At 41.5% G+C, this 20,088-nt stretch carries 20 protein-coding genes and 1 pseudogene; 5 read left to right on the top strand and 16 right to left on the bottom strand.

The genetic code is table 11. The annotated features are described in order from the left end of the window. Positions 1-2 precede the first annotated feature (2 nt). Positions 3-707: a gamma-glutamyl-gamma-aminobutyrate hydrolase family protein gene (locus tag J2T50_RS05215; RefSeq protein WP_253364384.1), complete on the top strand. Its 705-nt coding sequence runs from the start codon at positions 3-5 to the stop codon at positions 705-707. Here the strand turns inward: J2T50_RS05215 and radC are convergent. From radC to gyrA, 3 genes are read right to left on the bottom strand one after another with little or no spacing between them, the layout of a single operon-like run. Then, positions 704-1,384, bottom strand: coding sequence for a RadC family protein (gene radC / locus J2T50_RS05210; RefSeq protein WP_253364382.1), 681 nt, complete (start codon positions 1,382-1,384; stop codon positions 704-706). The genes J2T50_RS05215 and radC overlap by 4 nt on opposite strands. A gap of 56 nt (positions 1,385-1,440) precedes the next feature. Continuing rightward, positions 1,441-2,184, bottom strand: a complete 744-nt coding sequence (locus tag J2T50_RS05205) for a class A sortase (RefSeq protein ID WP_253364376.1) — start codon at positions 2,182-2,184, stop codon at positions 1,441-1,443. Next, the gene (gene gyrA, locus J2T50_RS05200) at positions 2,177-4,636 is read right to left on the bottom strand and encodes a DNA gyrase subunit A (RefSeq protein ID WP_253364375.1); all 2,460 of its coding nucleotides are present in this window, start codon (positions 4,634-4,636) and stop codon (positions 2,177-2,179) included. The genes J2T50_RS05205 and gyrA overlap by 8 nt, the downstream gene beginning before the upstream one ends. Positions 4,637-4,830: 194 nt before the next feature. On the opposite strand from gyrA, the gene J2T50_RS05195 reads away from it, so the two are divergent. After that, the gene (locus J2T50_RS05195) at positions 4,831-5,814 is read left to right on the top strand and encodes an L-lactate dehydrogenase (RefSeq protein WP_253364374.1); all 984 of its coding nucleotides are present in this window, start codon (positions 4,831-4,833) and stop codon (positions 5,812-5,814) included. 16 nt (positions 5,815-5,830) lie between these two features. Here the strand turns inward: J2T50_RS05195 and J2T50_RS05190 are convergent. The 10 genes and pseudogenes from J2T50_RS05190 to J2T50_RS05145 form a co-directional block, all read right to left on the bottom strand. Next, positions 5,831-6,903 (bottom strand): annotated as a pseudogene (locus J2T50_RS05190) (acyl-CoA dehydrogenase family protein). A 51-nt stretch (positions 6,904-6,954) separates the two neighbouring features. Next, the gene (locus J2T50_RS05185) at positions 6,955-7,509 is read right to left on the bottom strand and encodes a carboxymuconolactone decarboxylase family protein (RefSeq protein WP_253364369.1); all 555 of its coding nucleotides are present in this window, start codon (positions 7,507-7,509) and stop codon (positions 6,955-6,957) included. Positions 7,510-7,708: 199 nt separating this feature from the next. Beyond that, the gene (locus J2T50_RS05180) at positions 7,709-8,665 is read right to left on the bottom strand and encodes an ABC transporter permease (protein ID WP_253364368.1); all 957 of its coding nucleotides are present in this window, start codon (positions 8,663-8,665) and stop codon (positions 7,709-7,711) included. Then, positions 8,665-9,729 (bottom strand): ABC transporter permease, encoded by a 1,065-nt coding sequence (locus J2T50_RS05175; RefSeq protein ID WP_253364367.1) that lies wholly within the window; start codon positions 9,727-9,729, stop codon positions 8,665-8,667. The genes J2T50_RS05180 and J2T50_RS05175 overlap by 1 nt, the downstream gene beginning before the upstream one ends. Beyond that, the gene (locus J2T50_RS05170; protein ID WP_253364366.1) at positions 9,722-11,257 is read right to left on the bottom strand and encodes an ABC transporter ATP-binding protein; all 1,536 of its coding nucleotides are present in this window, start codon (positions 11,255-11,257) and stop codon (positions 9,722-9,724) included. Before J2T50_RS05170 ends, J2T50_RS05175 begins: the two co-directional genes overlap by 8 nt. 144 nt (positions 11,258-11,401) lie before the next feature. After that, positions 11,402-12,466 carry a BMP family lipoprotein gene (locus J2T50_RS05165; RefSeq protein ID WP_253364365.1) on the bottom strand — a complete coding sequence of 355 codons (1,065 nt, stop codon included), beginning with the start codon at positions 12,464-12,466 and terminating at the stop codon, positions 11,402-11,404. Between the two features lie 78 nt (positions 12,467-12,544). Continuing rightward, entirely contained in the window at positions 12,545-12,934 is a 390-nt protein-coding gene (locus J2T50_RS05160; protein WP_253364364.1) for a cytidine deaminase, read from the bottom strand. Then, positions 12,921-13,583, bottom strand: a complete 663-nt coding sequence (gene deoC, locus J2T50_RS05155; RefSeq protein WP_253364363.1) for a deoxyribose-phosphate aldolase — start codon at positions 13,581-13,583, stop codon at positions 12,921-12,923. Before deoC ends, J2T50_RS05160 begins: the two co-directional genes overlap by 14 nt. Positions 13,584-13,596: 13 nt before the next feature. Next, entirely contained in the window at positions 13,597-14,874 is a 1,278-nt protein-coding gene (locus J2T50_RS05150) for a pyrimidine-nucleoside phosphorylase (protein WP_253364361.1), read from the bottom strand. Next, on the bottom strand, positions 14,861-15,460 hold the full coding sequence (locus J2T50_RS05145) for a class I SAM-dependent methyltransferase (protein ID WP_253364359.1): 600 nt from the start codon (positions 15,458-15,460) through the stop codon (positions 14,861-14,863). The genes J2T50_RS05150 and J2T50_RS05145 overlap by 14 nt, the downstream gene beginning before the upstream one ends. Positions 15,461-15,535: 75 nt before the next feature. Here J2T50_RS05145 and coaA point away from each other — a divergent pair, with 75 nt between their 5' ends. From coaA to J2T50_RS05130, 3 genes are all read left to right on the top strand, one after another. Then, positions 15,536-16,456: a type I pantothenate kinase gene (gene coaA / locus J2T50_RS05140; RefSeq protein ID WP_253364357.1), complete on the top strand. Its 921-nt coding sequence runs from the start codon at positions 15,536-15,538 to the stop codon at positions 16,454-16,456. A 73-nt stretch (positions 16,457-16,529) separates the two neighbouring features. Further along, on the top strand, positions 16,530-16,763 hold the full coding sequence (gene rpsT, locus J2T50_RS05135) for a 30S ribosomal protein S20 (protein ID WP_222348330.1): 234 nt from the start codon (positions 16,530-16,532) through the stop codon (positions 16,761-16,763). A gap of 49 nt (positions 16,764-16,812) precedes the next feature. After that, a complete protein-coding gene (locus tag J2T50_RS05130; protein ID WP_253364355.1) occupies positions 16,813-17,334 on the top strand; it encodes a P-loop NTPase family protein in 522 nt (173 codons plus the stop codon). Between the two features lie 18 nt (positions 17,335-17,352). Here the strand turns inward: J2T50_RS05130 and J2T50_RS05125 are convergent, their stop codons facing one another. The 3 genes from J2T50_RS05125 to J2T50_RS05115 all read right to left on the bottom strand — a co-directional run bounded on the left by J2T50_RS05125 (position 17,353) and on the right by J2T50_RS05115 (position 19,973). After that, positions 17,353-17,757: a hypothetical protein gene (locus J2T50_RS05125; protein ID WP_253364353.1), complete on the bottom strand. Its 405-nt coding sequence runs from the start codon at positions 17,755-17,757 to the stop codon at positions 17,353-17,355. A gap of 214 nt (positions 17,758-17,971) precedes the next feature. Beyond that, the gene (locus J2T50_RS05120) at positions 17,972-19,309 is read right to left on the bottom strand and encodes a sensor histidine kinase (RefSeq protein WP_253364351.1); all 1,338 of its coding nucleotides are present in this window, start codon (positions 19,307-19,309) and stop codon (positions 17,972-17,974) included. Further along, on the bottom strand, positions 19,299-19,973 hold the full coding sequence (locus tag J2T50_RS05115; RefSeq protein ID WP_253364349.1) for a response regulator transcription factor: 675 nt from the start codon (positions 19,971-19,973) through the stop codon (positions 19,299-19,301). Before J2T50_RS05115 ends, J2T50_RS05120 begins: the two co-directional genes overlap by 11 nt. Positions 19,974-20,088 lie beyond the last annotated feature (115 nt).

Genomic DNA, 20,088 nt, shown 5'->3' with positions numbered 1-20,088 from the left:
CTATGATACAACAGATACAACACATTATCGGAATTACAGGCAATCAATTTTTTGACCAAACAGATACCGTATCTCCACGGATGTCTTATGCAGCTACAGGATTTCCTGAAGCTGTGCGACAAGCTGGTGGCCTTCCCATTATCATGCCGATAGCTGACCCAGCTTATGCTGCAAGCTACATTTCCATGATTGATAAATTAATCCTAACTGGTGGGCAAAATGTTCTTCCTCAGTTCTACCAAGAAGAGCAAACAATTGTGAGCGATGATTACTTGCTGGAAAGAGATTTATTTGAACTAGCCTTGATAAAGGAAGCTAGATTGCAAGGAAAACCAATTTTAGCCATCTGTCGCGGTCTGCAGCTCTTTAATGTGGCTATGGGAGGGACACTTCACCAAGATATCCCTCAGCACTGGCAAGAAAGCCTAGCTCATGTGCCTCATCATTCTATTGACATTGCTGAAGACAGCCTCTTTGCTAAATTTTTTGGAAAATCCACTTTTATCAACTCTTTCCACCATCAATCTATCAAAGACTTGGCCAGTAATTTAAAGGTTGTTGCGACTTCTAGCCAAGATGGCATTATCGAAGCGGTCGAAACAACAGACGGTAGCCGATTTTTGGGAGTCCAATGGCATCCTGAGCTCCTCTGGAAATCTTCTCCACAGAACCAAGCCTTATTTGATTATTTTGTGCAAGAATTCTAAGAAAATTCACTTTCTTCACGAAAACTATAATAATCATCTTGCCCCACAATCAAATGATCCAGTAAAACGAGTCCTATCATGTCGCAGGACTCTTTTAGTTTGTCCGTAAAGAGCATATCGTTTTTGCTAGGCAAGACAGAGCCAGACGGATGATTGTGGATGATAATAATGGACGTCGCCATGCACTTGACTGCATAATGTAAAATCTCCCTCGGCTCTGCGATACTCCGATTCACGCTACCGATAAAAATCGTCCGCTGGGAAATGATTTTATTTTGAGTATTAAGGTAGAGTGCGACGAGATGTTCCTGTTTTTTCATCCCTATTTCCTGAATCATCTTGAGCCCCAGTTTCTCACTCCCTAAAATCTGCTCTCGTTGCGCAAGCTCTGACTTGTTAATCCGTTTGCCCAGTTCAATCATGGCTTTTATCTCAATAGCCTTGACTCGACCAATGCCCGTTATTTGCTGTAATTCTTCCAGCGACAAGTCTGCTAATGAAGATAGACTCTCTAATTTGGACAATAATTGATTGGAAACAACCGAAACAGGTTCTTTTTTCGTTCCAGTTCGAATGAAAATAGCCAATAATTCCTGATTGCTCAATTTATCAGCTCCTACTTCTACCAGACGCTCTCTCGGTTGCAACGCTTCTTCTTTAAATGAAATTTGATACATGCTATCCTCCTTACTTATCTATTCGAAAAAAACTGAAGTCAAATGACCTCAGTTTTTTATAATTGAACTTGATTATACGATTGCTCAAAATGTTTCAAGGTAGCAGAATCTGCATCTTTGTAAGAAATGGTTTCTGTCAGCTCACCTTGGACAATCGTACGCATGGTTGCATCCAAATCTTCACAAGTGACCAAAGTGATTGTTTTTTGCCCTAAGATATCATTGATGACATCCACACGATCTGGAGCAACAGTTTCAACGGTAGTAATAGTGTAGACGTAGATAGTTTCCTTGTCCGTCACATAAATTTTCATCCCATTTTTGGCTTTTTCCAGAGGAGAAAAGAGTGTGTCACTAGCTCCTGCAATTCCAAAGATATGGTGACTAGCAAGCGAATAGTTGCCTTCGCCCATCTTTTGATCTTCCTTCATGGTACCTGCGCCATACATGAGAGCAGTATTTGATAGTCCTTTGAAAATAGGTAAGTTGATTTTCAAATCCGGAATAGCAATTCCACCGATAACAGGTAATTGTTGGGCATCCCACTGTGCTTGGAGAACCTTTTCGGTTGAAATTGATTCAACCTGATCGAAATCAAAGGTAGTTTTAGCCGTTTGATTCTTTTTAATTTCCTTCTTTGTAACTTTGGAAATCTGATAACGATTGGTATTATTGGCAATGATCATATTGCGGATAGAGGAATTGAAAATCAATACCAGTGAAATCAATAACAACAAAGTAAAGACTAAGATACGCCAGAAACTTACTGGTTTTTTAGTTGTTTTTTTTCGTCTAGACATTCTCGCCCTCAACTACTTCTTCTTTATCATCAGCAGCATCAACCAATGCAAATGTAACAATTTTAGCTTCATCGTTGAGACGCATAACCTTGACACCCATTGTTGAGCGACCTGTTTGGGAAATATTGGCTACGCCTGTACGGATAATAACACCTGTATCTGTGATGACCATGATGTCTTCATCACCAGAAACTGTTGTCAAACCTGCAAGCGGACCGTTTTTCTCTGCCACATTCAGGGTCTTAATTCCTTTACCACCACGCCCTTTTGTTGGGTATTCAGTGGCTGGCGTCCGTTTACCAAATCCCTTTTCGGTAATGACTAAGACTTCCTGCTCATCGGTAATGGTTGTTGCACCAACGAGCACATCGCCGTCACGAAGGTTGACACCGCGAACACCTGTTGCTGAGCGTCCCATGTTTCGGACGACAGATTCATTGAATCGGACAGAATAACCTGATTTCGTTCCCATGATGACATCTGTTTGACCGTCTGTCAAGAAGACATTAATCAACTCATCTTCATCTTTCAGATTTAAGGCCTTGAGTCCATTTTGACGGATATTGCCAAATTCCGACACACTTGTTCGTTTGACCAAACCTTGACGCGTCGCAAAGAAGAGATAATGGTCGTTTTCTTGGTCTTTTGTGACATTGATGATGGTCTGGATGGTTTCACCCTCGTCTAATTTGAGGAGGTTAACGACTGGCAAGCCCTTGGCTGTCCGTCCATACTCTGGAATTTCATAGCCTTTCAAGCGGTAAACTCGCCCTTTATTGGTAAAGAAGAGCAGACGATCATGGGTACTGGTTGAGACCAGTTCTCGAACGAAGTCATCATCTTTAACCCCTGTTCCTTGGACACCACGGCCACCACGTTTTTGGGCATGGAATTCATCTTGGGCCAAACGCTTAATGTAGCCTTTGTTTGACAAGGTAATCAAGACGTCTGTTTCCTCGATCAAATCTTCATCTTCAAGAGAAAGAACTTCTCCGACCATGAGTTCTGTTCGACGAGCATCAGCGTATTTACGTTTGACTTCGCCTAGTTCATCTTTTACGATTTGCACCACGCGTTCTGGCTTAGCCAAAATATCTGCCAAGTCGGCAATCAGAGCCAACAAGTCATCGTATTCTGACTGAATTTTATCGCGCTCCAATCCTGTTAAACGACGCAGACGCATGTCTAGGATAGCTTGACTTTGTCGCTCAGACAAGTCGAAGCGCTTCATCAATTCAGCCTGAGCAATCGCGTCAGTCTCCGAATCACGAATGACACGAATGACTTCTTCGATATGATCCAAGGCAATCAGCAAACCTGCTAAAATATGAGCACGGCTCTCTGCTTTATCCTTGTCAAATTGTGTACGACGAGTAACAACCTCTTTTTGGTGGTCAATATAAGCTGCCAAAATTTGTCGAACAGACAAAATTTTCGGTATTCCACCTTGAATGGCCAACATGTTGAAACTAAAGTTCGTTTGCAATTGTGTCAATTTGAACAGATTATTCAAAATAACGTTAGCAGATGCATCTCGACGAACTTCAATGACAAATCGAACACCTTCACGGTTGGATTCATCACGAACTGCCGTTACGCCTTCAATCCGTTTTTCCTGGGCCAAACGAACGATGTGCTCTAGGACCTTGCTCTTATTGACCATATAAGGAAACTCTGTTACAACGATACGCTCACGACCATTTCCAAATTCTTCAATTTCTGTCTTGGCACGTAGAACAATCGAACCTTTACCTGTTTCATAAGCACGGTGAATACCAGATTTCCCCATAACAAGCGCACCTGTCGGGAAGTCAGGACCAGGTAGGACTTCCATAATTTCTCGCGTTGTTGCTTCAGGGTTGTCCATCAAAAGGGTTACCGCGTCAATAGTCTCACCCAGATTATGTGGGGGAATATTGGTCGCCATCCCAACGGCAATCCCTGTCGTACCATTAACCAAAAGATTTGGAAAACGTGCAGGAAGTACTTCTGGCTCACGCTCACTCGAATCATAGTTATCTGCGAAATTTACCGTATTTTTATTGATGTCACGCAGCATTTCAAGCGCAATCTTGCTCATACGAGCTTCTGTATAACGCTGTGCGGCCGCACCATCTCCGTCCATAGAACCGAAGTTACCGTGCCCGTCAACCAACATGTGACGGTAGCTCCACCACTGCGCCATACGGACCATAGCTTCATAGATTGCACTATCACCATGCGGGTGGTATTTACCCATTACATCACCGGTGATACGCGCTGACTTTTTATGTGGCTTATCTGGTGTAATGCCTAGTTCATTCATTCCATACAAAATACGACGATGAACGGGTTTCAGTCCATCACGTACATCTGGAAGAGCCCGTGCCACGATAACACTCATGGCATAGTCAATGAAGCTCGTCTTCATTTCACTCGTCAGATTTACATCCACTAAATTTTTATCTTGCATTGAAAAAATGCCTCATTTCTACTAGAAAGTATCTATATAATTATACCATATTTCAGCTTATTTTTCCGATATAAGAATCTATAATGTAAACATTTTCAGAACACCTTTCACTACTGACAAATGAGCTGAAAAGTGCTAGAATAATAGATGGTTGGGACGATGTCCCAAATAATTCAAAGGAGAATTGTAGAAACATGACTGCAACCAAACAACATAAAAAAGTGATCCTTGTCGGCGACGGTGCCGTAGGTTCTGCTTACGCTTACGCCCTCGTTAACCAAGGTATTGGTCAAGAATTAGGTATCGTTGATATCAACAAAGATCGTACACAAGGTGACGCGGAAGACTTGAGCCATGCGCTTGCTTTCACTTCCCCTAAAAAAATCTATTCAGCTGAATATTCAGACGCACATGATGCAGACCTCGTTGTATTGACAGCTGGTTTGCCACAAAAACCAGGTGAAACTCGTCTTCAATTGATCGAGAAAAACCTCCGTATCAACCAACAAATCGTTAGCGAAATCGTAGCTTCAGGATTTAACGGTATCTTCCTCGTTGCTGCTAACCCAGTTGATATCTTGACTTACTCAACTTGGAAATTCTCAGGTTTCCCTAAAGAACGCGTTATCGGTTCAGGTACTTCTCTTGACTCAGCTCGTTTCCGTCAAGCACTTGCTGAAAAAATCGGTATCGACGCTCGTTCAGTTCACGCCTACATCATGGGTGAACACGGTGACTCAGAATTTGCTGTTTGGTCACACGCTAATGTTGCCGGTGTTAAATTGGAACAATGGTTGCAAGATAACCGCGACATCGATGAGCAAGGTCTTGTAGACTTGTTTATCTCAGTACGTGACGCAGCTTACTCAATCATCAACAAAAAAGGTGCTACATACTACGGTATCGGTGCTGCGCTTGCTCGTATCACAAAAGCAATCTTTGATGATGAAAATGCAGTACTTCCACTTTCAGTATTCCAATCAGGCCAATACGAAGGTGTTGAAGATGTCTTCATCGGTCAACCAGCTATCGTTGGTGCACACGGTATCGTGCGTCCAGTGAACATCCCATTGAACGATGCTGAATTGCAAAAAATGCAAGCTTCTGCTGCACAATTGAAAGAAATTATGGATAACGCTTTTGCAAATCCAGAAATTGCTGCTTCAGTAAAAAACTAATAATATAAAAAGAGTCCTACTGAGGACTCTTTTTATTTTCCAATTTCCAAGCAGTTGTTGCCAACAAATGTCGCAACTGAACTGCGCTTGGAGATACTACTGGTAGAAAGGCACCTTCATTCCACCTGCGAATAAAGGATGAATTTGAGTGTTTAAAGTAACCACGACCTCCGCCCGCTTCTAGTTCGAGCAACAAACTGGCCACAACTACGTCAATAATATCTATACGAAGTTGAAAAAGTTCCCGAGGATGATCAATAAAATAATCGTCATTCTTCAAACCGCTGTACAATTTTTCTTGAATCGTGGTTAAATTTTCCTGCTGTTGCTCCCAATCAAGCTGAAGAATTGAACGACTACGCGTCAAGTTGGTCTTGGTCTCAGCCAATGAACGCTGAGCCAATCCAATGCCAAACCGAACTGATAACCTAAAAATTCTGGCGCATTGTCTGAAACAATCCATTGTGGATCTAACTCAACCTTATCAAAGATCAGAGATGCCGTATTCGATCCTTGTAGAGACACGAATTCTAAATCATTTGAGCGGCTCAAACCGATAGCTGTCGAAGAAACACTGAGAACAATTGGCGTGCGTCCATCATCGTATCCTGCGACGAAAATCGCTACAAATTGATCATTTCCCAAGTTTGTCACCCATGGAAGACGTCCTTGTAGGTAGAGCTTACCAGCTTCTTCTACTATGGAAACATTGAGCTCTTCTATGCTTGATAAAAATTTAACTACATTAGATAAGCCTGTTCCTGCAGCTAACTGACCTGTTAGGAGCTGGGGCAACCAGTATGTACGACCGTAGGAATTTTCAGACTGAAGGATATTCTCGATAAAGGTCCGATGTCCCCATGAAATAAAGGCAGCCGTTAGAGAATGTTGAGCGAGTTGACTCAAAGCATCAATGACATCCGTTGGATAACCTCCGCTTCCACCCAATCCTTCTGGTACGCCTATCTTGAAAAGCCCTTGTTTAGCGACTTTTTCAAGCAACTCGTCTGCCAACGGTCCCGATTCTTGGTTTAAAGCATCAGCATGCTGGTCAAGCCAGTCGATAAACTCTGTTGTTAAATAGCTCATTGATTTCCCTCCTTACTGTTCTAGGGTGACTTGGTTACAATCTAAATGATCTTATTGTAAAGTATATGGTTGCAATTGAGGATTAATTGGAGTTTCAGCCAAATTATTGGCAAAATTACAAAGAGTCGCAAGACTAACACCTAGTACAACATCCAGGGCATTTTCTTGTGTGTAGCCTGCTTCGAAAAAGTCAGATAGGATGGTTGGCCCCACTTGTCCTTTTTGGTGGATAACAGTCAGTGTGAATCGTGCCAGAGTATCCAACTTAGCATCACTCTCGATTGGTGCCGTCTCACGCAATGCCGTCAGGACATCCTCTGGCATTTTGATTTGCTTAATCGCGATAGCTGTATGTCCTGCCACACAGAAACCACAACCATTTGTCACTGCAGCTGTAATCTGAACGACTTCGCGCTCTGTTGGACTCAGGCTAGAACGACGATTGATACCTCCTACTGTACGATAGGTTTCAAGTGCTGTTGGGGAATTGGCAAGTACACCGATTAGGTTGGGAATGTAGCCACCGTTTTCACGTTTAACAGTCGTAAGGACATCTTTAACAGCTTCTGGGGCTGTTTCGATAGTGTGAATTGTAAGATTTGCCATAGGATACCTCCAAAATTTTATTAGACCCAGTTTAACAGACTTTTTTATAATTGGGAAATATAGATTTCTTATAAAAGAGATAAGCAAATATAAATAAGTATATTTATTAAACTGATATTATACCCGCTTTTTATAGCGCAAAGTACAGAAAAGCTCTCAACCAACTTGGTTGAGAGCTTTTTGTCTTATTAAATTGCTATTATTTTGACTTGATGTAGTTGATACCATCTGCTTTTGGTGCGACAGATGAACCAAAGAAGGCTGCTAGAGCGATGATTGTAATCAAGTAAGGTGCAATTTGCAAGTAAACGGTTGGAATCGCAGATAGACCTGGTAATTGTCCACCAATTACGGCTAAACTTTGAGAAAGTCCAAAGAAGAGAGAGGCAAGCATAGCACCGATTGGATTCCATTTACCGAAAATAACGGCTGCCAATGCGATAAATCCTGAACCAACAATCGTCGTTGCTGAGAAGTTAATGTTAACAGATTGGGCACTAACGGCACCACCGACACCACCAAGGAATCCAGCAATCAAGACACCAGCGTAACGCATCGCATAAACATTAATACCAAGCGTATCTGCTGCTTGAGGATGTTCCCCAACAGAACGTAGGCGCAAGCCAAATTTTGTCTTGTAAAGAATAAACCAAGCAAGGAATGTTGTCGCAATGGCTACATAGCCCATGAGACTTGTATTTTTGAAGAACAAATCTCCCAAAACAGGAATTTTAGACAAACCTGGGAACGAGAATTTACCAAAAGATTCACGAATAGAGTCTGTCTGACCTTTTCCATAAATAACTTTTACCAAGAAAACTCCCAAGGCTGGTGCCAATAGGTTTAATACGGTACCTGAAACAACGTGGTCAGCTCGGAAATTGATAGTTGCAACTGCATGAATCGCAGCAAATACAACACCGGCTGCTCCACCGACCAAGATAGCAAGTAGCGGAGTCATTTTACCAAAGTTTTCAGCGAATTCGATATTGAAAACAACACCTGCAAAGGCACCAATTACCATGATACCTTCTAATCCGACGTTGACGATACCGGCACGTTCAGAGAAGACTCCTCCAAGACTTGTGAAAATCAATGGAGCAGAATAAATCAACATTTGCGAAATTAGCAAAGATAAAATTGTCATTCCGTTCATTATTTTGCTCCTTTCGCTGCTTTTTTACGTCTTGTCAATAAACGTTCAAAGATAAATTTAACACCAATGAAGAAAATGATAGAGGCTGTTACAACGTTAATCAACTCAGATGGAATACCTGCACGAACCATACCAGGCGCTCCGACAGATAGCATTCCGAACAGGAAGGCTGCAAATGGAATACCTAGAGGGGCATTTGTTGCAAGCAAGGCCACAGACATACCGTTGAAACCGATAGCCAAGTTACCACCTTGGATGTAGACATTTTGGAAAGTTCCAAGTCCTTCAATCGCACCACCGATACCAGCAAGCGCTCCTGAAATAACCATTGAAAGGATAATTGTCCGTTTTGCTGACATACCTGCATACTCAGATGCAGATGGATTGAGACCAACTGAACGGATTTCAAAACCAAGTGTTGTCTTGGTCATCATAAACCAAATCAATACAACTGCAATAATAGCAAAGAAAATACCGATATTCATCCGAGAATTCTCTGTTAAAGCGCGCAACCACTCTGTTTGATAGGATGCATTTGCCGAAACGTTAATAGATGAGTCTGTGTTTTTCATGAGACTATCAGAGAAGACATCACGAACGATATAGTTACAGCTATAGAGCAAGATGTAGTTCATCATGATCGTTACGATAACTTCTGATGTACCAAGAAAGGCACGAAGGATACCAGGAATAGCTCCTGCAATTCCACCCGCAATCATGGCGATCAATACTGTCATTGGTATCAAAATCAAACGTGGTAAATCTGGATTTTCCAAAGCAAACCATGCTGAGAAAACCCAACCAACCAAGGCTTGCCCAGGCAAACCAACATTGAAGAAGCCTGCTCGACTTGCTACTGCAAATCCAAGTGCTGTAAAGACAAGTGGCGCCATGGCACGGAAGATTTCTCCGATAGATTTTATAGTACCAAAGGCTGAATAGAACAACTCCTCATAACCCCAAACTGGGTCATATCCAAAAATCAGCATGATTAGGGCTCCAAGAAGAAGACCTGAAATAACTGCCAAGATTGGAATCAACAAAGCTTGATTTTTCTTAAGCATCTTGCGCTCCCTTCTCAAGTTTTCCTCCGGCCATCAAGACGCCGAGTTCTTGTTTATTAGTTGTTGCAGGATCCACAATACCGCTGATATGTCCATCGTGGATAACCGCAATACGATCTGAGACATCTAAAATCTCGTCTAATTCAAAGCTGACTACTAATACAGCTTTTCCTTTATCACGTTCTGCAATAATCCGTTTTCGGATGTATTCGATAGCTCCAACGTCCAAACCACGAGTCGGTTGGCTGATAATCAATAAATCTGGATCACGGTCAATTTCACGGGCAATAACTGCCTTTTGTTGGTTACCACCTGACATGGCACGACCAGTAACAACTTCACTGGCAGCACGTACGTCAAATTCTTCCATCAATTTACGAGCATACTCGTTGATTTTTCCGTAATTCAAGAGACCATTTTTTGAGATAGGTTCTTTGTAATATGTCTGAAGGGCAAAGTTTTCTGCCACTGTCATGTCAAGGACCATACCGTATTTATGACGGTCTTCTGGAACATGTCCTACGCTTAGTTCTGTAATTTGTCGTGGTGTTTTTCCAACAACATTTTCATCTTTAATCCAAATCTCACCTGATTGGACCTTGCGAAGACCAGTAATCGCGTGGATAAGCTCACTCTGACCATTGCCATCAATACCTGCAATCCCCACAACTTCACCGGCACGAACATCAAGTGATAAGTTCTTCACTGCTGGAACGCCACGGTTTTCATGGACAACAAGATTCTTAATTGACAAGATGGTATCACTTGGATTAGCTGCAATTTTCTCTGTTTTGAAGGAAACTGCACGACCAACCATCCATTCAGCCAAGTCAGCATTGCTAGCACCTGCTACAGGCACCGACTGAATAGACTCCCCACGGCGAATAACTGTAACCGTATCTGCAACTGCACGAATTTCATCTAGTTTGTGTGTGATTAGGACGATAGACTTGCCTTCTTTAACCAAGGTTTTCATAATCTTCAACAGCTCAGTAATCTCAGCTGGTGTCAAAACAGCTGTTGGCTCGTCAAAAATCAGAATATCTGCACCACGGTAAAGAGTTTTGAGGATTTCTACACGCTGTTGAGCTCCGACTGTGATGTCAGAAATCTTAGCGCTTGGATCCACCTCTAAACCATACTTTTCAGAAAGCTCTTTGATTTCCTGAATGGCTTGTTTGAGGTTGAGGACACCATTTTTAGTCGTTTCACTACCTAAAATAATGTTCTCAGCAACCGTAAAGGCCTCTACCAACATAAAGTGTTGGTGCACCATTCCAATTCCAAGATGAGCTGCTTTGGATGGCGAATCAATCTGCACCACTTGTCCATTGATGGCAATTTCACCAGAAGTTGGTTCTAACAAGCCGGAAAGCATGTTCATGAGTGTAGATTTACCAGCACCATTTTCCCCAAGAAGCGCATGAATTTCGCCGCGTTTGACAGTCAAATTAATATGGTCATTTGCAACAAACTCACCAAAAATCTTGGTAATTTCACGCATTTCAATGACATTTTCATTTGTCATATCTATCTTCCTTTCAGACTAAAATTTTTGTCAGGAAAACCTACCAAGTTAAATGATAGGCTTTACTGAGAAAAATTTCCTCAGTAGACACAGCGAAAGGGGGCGAGACGAGCCCGTCTCAGCCTCCTTCCCCATGTTCTTATTTTATTTTTTTGCTGGAGTTTCTGGAACTTTAACTTTACCGTTCAAGATATCTTCTTTAGCAGCAGCAACTGCTTTTGAAGCTTCTTCAGAAAGGTTTGTTTCAGCCAATTCTACACCTTTATCTTTAAGTGAGTAGCGCAATGTTTTACCACCGTCAAATTCACCTTTAGCAGCTTTCGTAGCGATATCTTTTACAGAATTACCAACTTCTTTCAAAGTAGATGCAAGTACGAAGTTTGATTTTTTACCGTCTTTAGAAGTATATTCACCTTCGCCAGATTGGTCACGGTCAACACCGATAATCCAAACTTTATCTGCTTCGTTACGTGTTTCATTTTCAGATTTTGCAGCAGCGAAGACACCGTTACCAGTACCGCCTGATGCGTGGAAGATAATATCAGCACCTGATGCGTATTGAGCAGCAGCAAGTGTTTGACCTTTCGCTGCGTCACCAAATGAACCAGCGTAGTCAATTGTAATCTTGATGTTCTTATCTACAGATTTAACACCTTCTACGAAACCAGCTTCAAAACGGTCGATGATAACACCTTGCATACCACCGATGAAACCAACGTGTTTTGTTTTTGTTGATTTAGCAGCAGCTACACCAGCAAGGTAGGATGATTCATGGTCAGCGAAGCCAATGCTTACTACATTTGGCTGTTCAACAACTGAATCAACGATGGCATATTTTGTATCAGGATGGTTTGGTGCTACTTCGTTAATTGCATTTTCTAGGGCAAAACCGATACCAAAGACAAGGTTGTAACCGCCTGAAACGGCTGCATCAAGGTTAGTGATGTATTCTGATTCACTACCTGATTGGAAGTAAGTAAATCCATTGTCTTTTTTAAGACCTGCTTCTTTTCCCCAAGCTTGCAAGCCTTCCCAAGCAGATTGGTTAAATGAACGGTCATCTATACCGCCAATATCAGTAACAATAGCAGCTTTGATAGATGAAGAATCTGATGATGATTCAGATTTCTTAGCAGTACGACTACTACATGCTGCCAAACCAAAGACAGCTACAGTAGCAAGGCCTAAACCAACAACTTTCTTGTTCATGTGAATGAACCCTCCTAAAAATCTTTTGGCAATAATTGCCGGGTAAAATGTGCTCGCAGTCACAGACTGCATCACAGACTATTTAAGGTCTGTGAATGAATAAGGAAGTAACTCCTGGACTGTCATCACGACGGTCGATTTATCTTCAGCGACCAAAGTCACTGGTAAATCTTTCTCAAAAAATTCTACCATAACTTGACGACAAGCGCCACATGGAGAGACTGGTTGTTCGGTTTTTCCGAATATTACCAATTCTTTGAATTCTCTAGCTCCTTCAGAAATCGCCTTAAAAATCGCAGTACGTTCGCCACAATTGGTCAATCCAAAAGAAGCATTCTCAACATTACAGCCTGTAAAAACCCGACCGTCTTTTGCAACTAGAGCCGCACCAATCGGAAAATGTGAATAGGGAACGTAGGCGTTTTTACTGGCTTCAATCGCTAAATCGATCAGCTTAGTATCCGCCATCTGCTTTCATTCCTTCCATGATTGCAACACCAGATGATGCTCCAATACGAGTCGCTCCTGCTTCGATAAAGGCTTGTGCATCTTCCAATGAACGAGCTCCACCAGATGCCTTCACACCCATATCAGGCCCAACTGTCTTACGCATCAAAGCCACATCAGGAACTGTTGCCCCTCCTGTAGAGAAACCAGTTGATGTTTTGACGAAGTCAGCACCTGCACGTTGCGCTGCCAAACATGCTGCTACTTTTTCATCGTCTGTCAAGAGGCAAGTTTCGATGATAACTTTTGTCAATGTGCCATTTGCAGCTTCTACAACCGCACGAATATCTGCTTCTACAGTTTCAACATTGCCAGCTTTTAATTGACCGATGTTGATGACCATATCCACTTCATCAGCACCATTTGCAATAGCATCTTTTGTTTCGAAAGCTTTTACCGCTGAAGTATTTGCACCAAGAGGGAATCCAATAACAGTACACACTTTTACATCGCTATCTTTCAATTCTTTTGCTGCAAGACTAACCCAAGTTGGATTGACACAAACACTGGCAAAGTCATATTTTTTGGCTTGCTCAACCAAGGTCAAAACTTGCGCCTCAGTTGCTTCTGGCTTCAAGAGTGTGTGGTCAATATATTTGTTTAATTCCATTTTATTTCTCCTGTTACGAAATGATTTCAATAATTTCTTTTGTTTCAATCACAACGTCTTCTATTTTAACATTTTTTTGAAAATCTGTAAGCATATTTTCAGAAATATTTTGGTTGGCATAAATTGTGGCAAGTGGCTCACCTGCAAGGATTTTCTCGCCTACTTTTTTATGGAAAACAATCCCTGTTTCGTAATCAAGATTATCTGTCTTCACAGCACGACCTGCACCTAATTTCATAGCGAAAAGACCAAATTCAAGGGCTGGTAATGCAGTAATTGTACCTGTGGCTTCCGCTAAAACGTCCACCTTGTGACTGACCTGAACTGGACGATACAAATCTTCCAAATCTCCACCTTGTGCTTCAACCATTTCTTCAAATTTCTTGAGAGCAGCTCCATTAACCAAATGTTGGTGCACTTCTTCGAGGGATTTGTCAACATTTGCAAGCCCCAACATGATTTGCGCCAACTCACAAATGAATTCTGTCACGTCAGCTCTGCCTTTTCCTTGAAGAATATCCAGCGCTTCGAGGATTTCAAGGCGATTACCAATACTTGTCCCGACAGGTTGTGACATATCTGTGATGACAGCTACTGTCTTACGGCCAACAGCTTTTCCAAGTTCAACCATTGTTCGTGCTAATACACGGGCGTCCTCAATGTTCTTCATGAAGGCACCTTCACCAACCGTTACATCCAAGAGAATAGCATCTGCTCCTGCAGCAATTTTCTTAGACATAACAGAACTTGCGATCAATGGAATGGTGTCAACCGTCGCAGTCACATCACGAAGTGCGTAGAGAAGTTTGTCTGCCTTGACCAATTTGTCTGACTGGCCAATAACAGCTAATCCAGTTTCTTGTACTTGACGGATAAAATCTTCCTGAGCAACTTCGATTTGGTAACCTTTGATGGATTCTAACTTATCTAGTGTACCACCCGTGTGCCCCAAACCGCGGCCACTCATTTTTGCCACGGGTACGTCGAAGCTAGCTACTAAAGGAGCCAAAATCAAGGTTACCTTGTCTCCAACGCCCCCAGTAGAATGCTTGTCTACTTTAATGCCTGCAATGGCCGACAAGTCAATCTGCTCACCAGTCGCAACCATTGCCATGGTTAAATCAGAAATTTCTCGCGTTGTCATTCCTTTGAAGTAAATAGCCATGGCGAAGGCTGACATTTGGTAGTCCGGTACACTGCCATCAACGTAGCCATTCACTAGCCATGTGATTTCTTCTTTGGTGAGCTCCAAACCATCACGTTTCTTCTGAATTAAATCAACTGTTCTCATATTTCACACTTTCTAAAATATAATATCCTTTGTCTTTTTTTACAATTTGGCAATTTCCAAATACTTCTTCCATTTTTGCCTTGGCACTCGGAGCACCTTGCTTTTTCTGGATAACAATTGTTAAACTGCCTTCATTGACCAAATGGTCATACGAACCTGCGATAACTTCATGAACCACTGCCTTTCCTGCACGAATCGGTGGATTTGAAATAACATAATCAAATTGACCGATCACATTTTCATAAATATTTGACTGGAAAATAGAAGCTGAGATTTGATTTTTCTCAGCGTTCTTTTGGGCCAATTCGATTGCGCGACTATTAATGTCAATCATCGTTGGCTCAACTGCAAATACCTTGCTTAAAGTCAAACCAAGTGGACCGTATCCACAGCCCACATCCAAGAGTCTCTTACCATTCTCTAAGTCCAAGCTATTTAACAGAACCTGACTACCATAGTCAATCATCTTCTTACTGAAAACACCTGCGTCTGTCAAAAAAGTCATTGGAGTCCCCAATAATGTCACTCGCAATTCATGTATATCATGAGCAACATCGGGATTTTTTTCATAATACATATTTGCCATGTTTTTATTATACCACGTTGTAAAAACGTTTACAAGCTGTTTTACAATACTATTAAATCATGCTACAATGTTGCTATGAAAAATGAACTCATGAATTTTGAAAAAATCAAACGAAAAACCTGGCAGAAACTGCATCGCAACACAACTGTGCCACTTACGCAGGAAGAATTAAATTCCATAAAAAGTTTTAATGATAAAATTAGTTTGCAGGAAGTTTTGGATGTTTATTTGCCATTAACCAATCTGATTCGCATTTATAAAAAGGCAAGCGGAGATCTGGCCTTCTCCAAAAGTCTATTTTTGCAGACACGCAATCGTCCGCAGCCTTTCATCATTGGTATCGCAGGGAGTGTGGCTGTCGGAAAATCGACCACCAGCCGTCTCTTGCAGATTCTTCTCGCGCGGACTTTCAAACATGCTAAGGTCGAAATGGTCACGACAGACGGATTTCTATTTCCCAATAAAGTTCTTGAGGAACGTGGAATTTTAACCAAAAAAGGCTTCCCAGAGTCCTACAATATGGAATTATTACTGGACTTTTTAGACACCATAAAAAACGGTCAGAGTTGTGAGATTCCTGTCTACTCCCACGAAATCTACGATATCGTGCCAGATAAAACTCAAAAAATCGAATCTCCGGATTTTCTCATCGTAGAGGGGATTAATGTCTTTCAAAATCCGCAAAACCAGCGTCTTTATGTGAGTGATTACTTTGATTTGGCCATTTATGTCGATGCAGATATTGAAAATATTGAAAATTGGTATCTCGAACGTTTCCAAAAATTATTGAAACTCGCTGAGACAGATCCTAACAACTACTACCATCGCTTCACACAGCTTCCATTTAACGAGGTGCTCGGCATGGCACAAGATACCTGGAAGCATATCAACCTAGCCAATCTAGAAAAATATATTGAACCAACTCGAAGCCGCGCCGACATTATTCTTCATAAAGGACAAAACCATGAAATTGATGAAATTTATTTGAAAAAATAGATTTTACTTGCCAAAGTATGGTTTTTCCGATATAATGATATGGTTAGTACAGAAAAGGGTGGAGGTGAAACCATTGGCAAACATTAAATCAGCTATCAAACGCGCTGAATTGAACGTTAAACAAAACGAAAAAAACTCAGCTCAAAAATCAGCTATGCGTACTGCAATCAAAGCATTTGAAGCTAACCCTTCTGAAGAGCTTTTCCGCGCTGCAAGTTCAGCAATTGATAAAGCAGAAACAAAAGGTTTGATTCACAAAAACAAAGCAAGCCGCGACAAAGCACGTCTTTCAGCTAAACTTGCTTAATAAAAAGAGCCCTATGGCTTCTTTTTTTATTTTCTTCTAAGGAGTTTTTATGAAGATTCTGATTATTGGCTTTAGCGGGTCAGGTAAGTCTACACTGGCTGAAAAACTGTCACATCGCTACAAATTTCCCCTTCTTCATCTGGACAAGATTCGCTTTGCTCCAAATTGGGTGATGCGTTCGGACCTTGATTTTTCAAGTGATTTGGAGCATTTTTTAGATCAACATGATTCGTGGGTTATGGATGGTTTCTATAGCAAATTTAGTTTAAAACGACGATTGGAAGAGGCTGATCAGATTATCTTTTTGAATTTTAACCGTTGGACTGCCCTGCACCGGATATTGAAGCGTTATCTAACCTACCGAGGTAAGGTGCGTTCATCTGCTCCAGATGGGTGTCAGGAAAAAATTGATTGGCCCTTTTTGAAGTTTGTCATGATAGACTCTCACAAACCAAATCGACAACAGCTCTATCATGATATTGAAAAACAGTATACTAAGAAAATCATTACTCTCAAAAATCAGAAGGAAATTGATGACTTTTTACGAAGGACAGAACAAAAACTTACCTAGCATTTGCTAGGTAAGTTTTTAATTTGTTTCAGTTGTGAAGCCGTTATCCGTTTCCTGATTTTCTTCTGTTTCTTGATTTTTACTCTTGGCTTGATCTGGGGGCGTGGTGCTTTTACTTGATGAATCTGAATCGTCTTGGCTGTCTTGGTTATCATTTGGTTGACCTGGAGGAGCCATTCGCTCTTGTCCTTCATTTCCCTGCTCCATGTTTGGTGGTTGGTGTCCCTGATCGTGATTAGGGAATTGGCGACTGGCATGCTGACTGGTACTATTTCCGAGGCTAGAAACTCCTATACCTCCTGCAAATCCAATAGTCAAACTAGCCAAGGCTAGGCTGATTCCCCATAATTTTGGCTTGGCCATGAAGTTCTTTAGGTGCGCTTGAAATTTGTCTTTAGTGGTTGGTTGATGATCTGTTGTCATAGAATATCCTTCGCTTTAATAGATTAGTTCGAAGTGTGTTGCTACAAATACGCCCAACAAGAGTAGAAACTTAGTACCTAGACTAATGGCAAGGCCTAGTACTTGCTTTTTGTGAATGGATTGCATATCTGTCTTCCTCCTTCTCAACTGTACTTAGTATAGCAAGCTTGTCTTAAAGGATACTAAAAAAGCCGAGCTAACTCGACTTTTCCTATTATTTTGGAACTTTTACTTCAAAGATAGAGCCTTGAGGTGTATTATCTTGGACAGTGATGGTGCCATGAAGACTTTCTAAAATCTGCTTGGCAAGAGAAAGTCCCAAGCCAAAGCCACCTTTTTGACGCGTACGCGCCTTATCAACACGGTAAAATCGGTCAAAAATCTTTTTCTTGTCATCATCGCTAATGCCAACACCATTATCAGTCACTCGGTAAATGAGATAGCGGTCTGTCGCAGCTAGATCAATCTTAATTTGACCGTTCGTATCGGTATACTTCAAAGCATTATCAACCAATATGGTCATGACTTGTTTTAGAAGCGTCTTGTCCGAATGAATTGCCCCCGTCAGTTGGTTGGTCACTTCTAACTCTTTATCACTTTCTTCTGCAATCAACTGGTAGTTGCTGAGCACTTCTTCAAAAAAAGATGCAGGAATATCTGCCAAACTTGGCTTAAGGCCATCATCCCGTCTGGCTAGATTGAGAAGATTACTTGTGAGCAAACGCATATTGCGCACTTCTTCTAGACTTGAAGCGATACTTTCACTCGACTCAAGGATAGTGGCATCCGGATTTCGGAATAAACTTTCCAGACGATTTTGCAAAACAGCCAAGGGTGTCCGCAACTCGTGACTGGCATTTTCAACAAAGTCTTTTTGTCGCTGGTAACTAATCAAAATCGGACGAACGCTGACGGTCGCCAGATAAATACTAGCAACGATGGAAATAATCCAGAAGCTAATCATGACGACGACAACTGTTGTCTCATAAGAAGAAATGGAATCTCGAATCTGAGTTGTATTGAAGAGGACCGTCACATAGCGAACGTCGCTAACAGCGGACATGGCTTGCTGCTTATCCGTTAGTCGGAGCGTCATTTTTCGGTAGTACTCTTTCTCGCCGAAGAGGCTTTCAACGCGAATTTCTTTGATCTCATTGATGCTTGATTTGTCTAATTTTAAGCTAGAAAGTCCAGATAGGATATCGATATTGTTCATAGCTTGACCAGCACTATTGTATAGAATAATGTGGTAATTGGTATTGAGGGCTAATTTGGGGTGTGTGCCTTCAAATCCTGTGGTTGGGCCACTATTATCGGTATTGAACCAATTCACATCCGGCACTGTCCCTCTAGCAAGGGCGAAGTTAATCACCGCACTGGGGTCATCGCAGATATGGTCAAAAGTCTCATCAGAAGTGTGGTACATAGTGGACCGCATCAGATTTAAAATGATAATGGACATGAGACCAAAAATCAGCGTGAAAACAGCAAAATAACGGATAAAATAAGAGAAATTATCCGTGTGAAGTCCTTTTCTAACCTTATTCAGCATTTTTCAGGATATAGCCAACGCTACGAAGAGTTTGCAAATTGTCTCCGAAAGTCGTTCCTTTCAATTTTTTCCGAATTTTTGACACGTAGACTTCGACAACTGAAATCGTGGTATCGCTATCAAATCCCCAGATACGGTCGAAAATTTGTGTTTTTGGCAGGATAACATTTTGATTTTGTAAGAAATAAACCAGCAAATCAAATTCCTTACCCAGCATTTCTACTTCTTGGCCGTTCACAGTGGTAGAATTTGTCGATAAGTTGACAGACAGGTCTCCATAATGTAGGAAGTTCTCATTGAATTTCCCAGCCCGTTTCAAGAGGGCTTGAATCCGCATCTTCAACTCTTCTAGGTAAAATGGCTTGGTGAGGTAGTCGTCCGCTCCAAGTTCAAATCCTTGTCCCTTATCATCCAAACTTTCTTTGGCTGTCATGATGAGAACAGGGGTTGTCACGCCTTTTTCGCGCAATTCTTTCAAGACTTGGAAGCCATTTTTTTCAGGCAACATTAAGTCCAAAAGAATCAAGTCATAAACACCAGATTCGGCTTCGTAGAGCCCTTCTTCGCCATCAAATACTTGCATAACGTCTGCAAAGTCATCCAAAAAATCAAATACCGAATTGGACAGGCTCAAGTCATCTTCTACTAATAATAATTTAATCATGTCTCATTCTCCTCTATCTCTCTATTATATCATGAATACAAAAAATTCATAAGTTTAACTCTCTCTAGACTTATCTTAACATGGTTAGCTTAAATCATCCTAAAAAAGCTGAAGG

It is taken from the genome of Streptococcus gallinaceus, from assembly GCF_024170225.1.
GTDB classification, from domain to species: Bacteria; Bacillota; Bacilli; order Lactobacillales; family Streptococcaceae; genus Streptococcus; species Streptococcus gallinaceus.
This window is presented reverse-complemented; position numbering and strand designations above follow the sequence as displayed.